The following is a 3,627-nucleotide window of genomic DNA, read 5'->3' on the forward strand; positions in this document are numbered from 1 at the left end:
GAGAGGGGTTCCCCCCTCAAAGATCCTTCCCCGTCCTTCGCGGATATGGCCTTACCGGACGCGCAGGGCCTCGGTGATGATGGCCGCGTCTTCCTCCGGCCGGGCTTTGACATTGAGTTCGGCGTTGCCGCCGTGGCAGACGAAGCCCTCGGGGCCGTGTTCCACCACACCGGCGGAGATGACCTGCCCGTAGGGGAGCTGGTCGCGCATGTCGGCGTGGTCCACGCGGCGGGGAAAGATGAAGGGCACGGGCTGGCCGGAAAAATCTTCCATGATCAAATACTTCATGACCTGCCTTCCTGTTATTGCTGGCGCTGGGCGCGACGGTTCTTGAGGTACTGTCGCACGGCGCGGTTATGATCGTCGAGGTTGGTGGAAAAAGCGTGGCGGCCGCCGTCGGTGATGGCCACGAAATAGAGGTACTTGTGCTCTTCGGGCGTGATGGCCGCGGCCAGGGCGCTGGCGCCGAACGAGCAGATGGGGCCGGGCGGCAGGCCGGGACGCTGGTAGGTGTTGTAGATGTTGTTGGCGTCGTCCAGATGGCGGCGGCGCAGGTTGCCGTCAAAGTTGGGCCCCAGCCCGTAGATGACCGTGGGGTCGGCCTGGAGCGCCATGTTGATGCGCAAACGGTTGGCATAGACGCCGGCCACGCGCGGCCGCTCGTCGGCAAAGGCGGTCTCCTTCTCCACGACGGAAGCCAGGATCACCAGACGGCGCAGCTCGTCGCGGGAGGGCCGTTTGCCGTCGGGCCAGAGGGCGTCGCCCTTGCGCCAGAAGTTGTCCACCATGCGGCCGGCCACGGCACGGGCCTGGGCCTTGTCGGGCACGTCGGCCTTCTTGAGCAGATAGGTGTCCGGCATGAGGAAGCCCTCGGCCGAATCGAAGGGGATGCCGTAGTGGCGCAAAAAGGCCGGATCCGTGATGACGGCCCGGAAATCCTCAAAGCGTACCAGCCCGGCCTCTTCCAGCACCTTGGCGGTCTGCCACCAGGTCAGGCCTTCGGGCACGGTGACGCGGAACAGCACCGGCTGGCCGTTGACCAGGGTATCCAGCACCTGTTCCGGCAGCCAGCCCGTATTGAGGGCAAAGCGGCCGGCCTGCAGGCGGCTGTCCCACTTTTTGTAGCGGGCCAGCAGCAGGAACTTGCGCGCATCGGTGATGAGGCCGCGTTCTTCCAGCTTGTCGGCCACACGGCGCACATTGGCGCCGGGTTCCACGTCGAAGAAGGCTTCCTGCCCCGGTGTGGCCGGGGGCGTCTTGAGGAAGGTCCAGGCCTCGTACCCCGCCCAGCCGGCAGCGGCCGCCGCCAGCAGGACAAGGACAGCCACGATGCGCAGTACGGTCTTCATGCCGGCCTCCGCTGGTCAGGGCTGAGGGAAAGAAAGGACTCCAGGATGCGCACGGCGGCCTGCTGGTCCAGCACGGCCTTGCAGCGGCGGCCCGTGCGGCCCACCTCGCGCAGTTCGCGCTCGGCGGCCTCGGAGCTGAGCAGCTCGGACATGAAATAGAAGGGCAGGGGCACGCGGCGCTTGAGGCGCTCGGTGACGTTGCGCACCTGCCGGGTGGTCATGCTCTCGGTGCCGTCGGTGAGCAGGGGCAGGCCCATGACCACGGCGTCGGGGCGCTCCTCGAGGATCCGCCCGGCCAGCGCCGCCAGGAATTCCTTGCGGTTGGCGTAGTCGGCCAGGCGGATGGTGGTCAGCGGATAGGCCATGATGCCTTCCGGGTCGGTGGCGGCCAGGCCCGTGCGGGCCAGGCCGTAATCAATACCTACCCATTTCAAGGCGTTTACAGCCCCATCTTGGCGCGCACTTCGGCCAGCGTGGCGGAGGCGAAGGCGCGGGCGCGTTCGTTGCCGGCGGCCAGGATCTCGGCCACGGCACCGGGACGGGCCGACAGGGCGGCGCGGCGTTCCTGCAGGGGAGCCAGGAAGGCTTCCAGGTTCTTCAGGAAGCGCTTCTTGCATTCCACACAGCCGAAGCTGGCGCCGGTACAGCCGGTGCGGATCTCGGCCTGCTCTTCGGGGCTGGCCAGCAGCACATGGTAGGGGAAGAGGTTGCAGACGTCCGGGTTGCCGGGATCGCTCTTGCGCAGGCGGGCCGGGTCGGTGAACATGCCGCGCACCTTGGGCTCGATGTCGGCCATGGTGTCACGCAGGAAGATGCCGTTGTTGTAGCTCTTGGACATCTTGCGGCCGTCCAGGCCGGGGCACTTGGCCGCGGGGGTGAGCATGGCCTGCGGCTCGGGGAAGAAGTTGCCGCCATAGAGGTAGTTGAAGCGGCGGGCGATCTCGCGGGTCAGCTCCATGTGGGGCAGCTGGTCTTCACCCACGGGCACGCCGTGGGGACGGTACATGAGGATGTCCGCGGCCATGAGCACGGGGTAGCAGAGGAAGCCCGCGTTGCCCAGGTCCTTGTTGGTGATCTGCTGCTGCTGTTCCTTGTAGGTGGGGTTGCGTTCCAGCCAGGAGACGGGGGTGATCATGGAGAGCAGCAGGCTCAGCTCGGCGTGTTCCTTGACCGCGCTCTGGCGGAAGATGACGCACTTTTCGGGATCCAGCCCGGCGGCCACCCAGTCCTTGACCATCTCTTCCACGTTGGTGGCGATGTTGGAGGGGTCGGCATAATCGCTGGTCAGGGCGTGCCAGTCGGCCACGAAGAAATAGGCTTCCTCGGTGTGCTGGAGTTCCACCCAGTTCTTGAGGACGCCGAAGTAGTGACCCAGATGGAGCGGCCCGGTGGGACGCATGCCCGAAACCGTACGCGGACGAACAGTGTTCATTTCAAGATTCCTTTAGAAGTTCCGTTACTTACTTGATACCGACAAGCGAAAGCAGCAGATCGCTGCCCCCGCCGATAAGAGGCCCGAGGATGTGCCCCAACAGGCCCGTGGCCAGCAGGAGCACCAGGATGATGAAGCCGTAGCGCCCGGCGCTCATATAGGCCCAGGCGGCGCGCGGCGGCAGGAAATAGGCCACGATCTTGCTGCCGTCCAGCGGCGGGATGGGCAGCAGGTTGATCCAGGCGAGGCAGAGGTTGATGTTCACCCCGGCCACCAGCATAAGCAGGAAGTAGCGCGTGGTGTCCGAGATGTCGGGGCTGGGCAGCATGGCCACCACGGCGCCCAGGACAAGGGCAAAGCCGATGGCCAGCAGGAAGTTGGTCACGGGCCCGGCCAGGGCCACCCACATCATGTCGCGGGCGGGGTCGCGCAGGTTGCGCACATTGACCGGCACCGGCTTGGCCCAGCCGAAGATGAAGCCCGTGCCCAGGCTGGTGAGCAGGAACACGGCCGCGCCCAGGGCGTCGAAATGCGAGACGGGATTGAGGGTCAGGCGGCCCATGAAGCGGGCGGTCTGGTCCCCCTTGCGGGAGGCCATCCAGCCGTGGGCCACTTCATGCATGATGATGCCGAGCAGGGTGGGGATCAGGTAGACAGCGAAGCGCTGTGCGTTGAATGCAAAATCGAACATCTGCCGCAAGTACCATGCAACGGGTCAAATGTCGATACGAGGGGCCCGGGGGGAGAGATGAGAGGGGTGTTATGTCTGGGGGAAGAGTAAGGGAGAAATGCGCGGGATATTGATGGCCGATGTAATCTGCTGGATTTACTATTTAATATTAGATA

Annotated in this window: 5 protein-coding genes; all 5 read right to left on the reverse strand. The window is 65.3% G+C overall.

Annotation, left to right across the window (positions count from 1 at the left end; genetic code table 11):
• Positions 1 to 51: 51 nt before the first annotated feature.
• From ACQRCJ_RS12140 to ACQRCJ_RS12160, 5 genes are read right to left on the reverse strand one after another with little or no spacing between them, the layout of a single operon-like run.
• Entirely contained in the window at positions 52 to 288 is a 237-nt protein-coding gene (locus ACQRCJ_RS12140) for a hypothetical protein (protein WP_006007176.1), read from the reverse strand.
• 14 nt (positions 289 to 302) lie between these two features.
• Complete coding sequence (gene mltG, locus ACQRCJ_RS12145; RefSeq protein WP_297138803.1) at positions 303 to 1,349, reverse strand: endolytic transglycosylase MltG; 1,047 nt, start codon at positions 1,347 to 1,349, stop codon at positions 303 to 305.
• Positions 1,346 to 1,783 (reverse strand): Holliday junction resolvase RuvX, encoded by a 438-nt coding sequence (gene ruvX / locus ACQRCJ_RS12150; RefSeq protein ID WP_006007180.1) that lies wholly within the window; start codon positions 1,781 to 1,783, stop codon positions 1,346 to 1,348. Before ruvX ends, mltG begins: the two co-directional genes overlap by 4 nt.
• A gap of 5 nt (positions 1,784 to 1,788) precedes the next feature.
• Positions 1,789 to 2,781 (reverse strand): tryptophan--tRNA ligase, encoded by a 993-nt coding sequence (gene trpS / locus ACQRCJ_RS12155; RefSeq protein ID WP_297138806.1) that lies wholly within the window; start codon positions 2,779 to 2,781, stop codon positions 1,789 to 1,791.
• Between the two features lie 28 nt (positions 2,782 to 2,809).
• Positions 2,810 to 3,472, reverse strand: a complete 663-nt coding sequence (locus ACQRCJ_RS12160) for a site-2 protease family protein (protein WP_168936427.1) — start codon at positions 3,470 to 3,472, stop codon at positions 2,810 to 2,812.
• Between the last annotated feature and the right edge of the window lie 155 nt (positions 3,473 to 3,627).

It is taken from the genome of Desulfovibrio sp. SGI.102 (assembly GCF_050314315.1).
Taxonomy (GTDB): Bacteria; Desulfobacterota; Desulfovibrionia; order Desulfovibrionales; family Desulfovibrionaceae; genus Desulfovibrio.